This window comes from Tepidiforma sp., from assembly GCF_026419595.1.
Lineage (GTDB): Bacteria > Chloroflexota > Dehalococcoidia > Tepidiformales > Tepidiformaceae > Tepidiforma.
The window spans coordinates 1-238 of sequence record NZ_JANZZD010000149.1; the positions used below are offsets into that span (position 1 = coordinate 1).

At 66.8% G+C, this 238-nt stretch carries 1 protein-coding gene; it reads left to right on the plus strand.

Annotation, left to right across the window (positions count from 1 at the left end):
* A partial coding sequence (locus tag N2041_RS14875; protein ID WP_297679430.1) for a class I tRNA ligase family protein occupies window positions 1–238 on the plus strand: 238 nt, incomplete at both ends.

Below are 238 nucleotides of genomic sequence, written 5' to 3' on the forward strand. Positions count from 1 at the left end.
GTTCTGGCCGCTGACTTTGTTACCACCGACGAAGGCACCGGGGTCGTTCACACCGCTGTTGCTTTCGGCGAGGACGACTTCCGGCTTGGCCAGGAGCACGGTCTGCCCGTGCACAACCCGGTCCGCGAGGACGGTACGTTCGACGAGCGGGTCGGCGAGTTCGCCGGCAAGTTTGTCAAGGACGCCGATCCCGAAATCGTCGCTGCTCTGCGCGGGCGCGGACGGCTCTTGCGCGCCG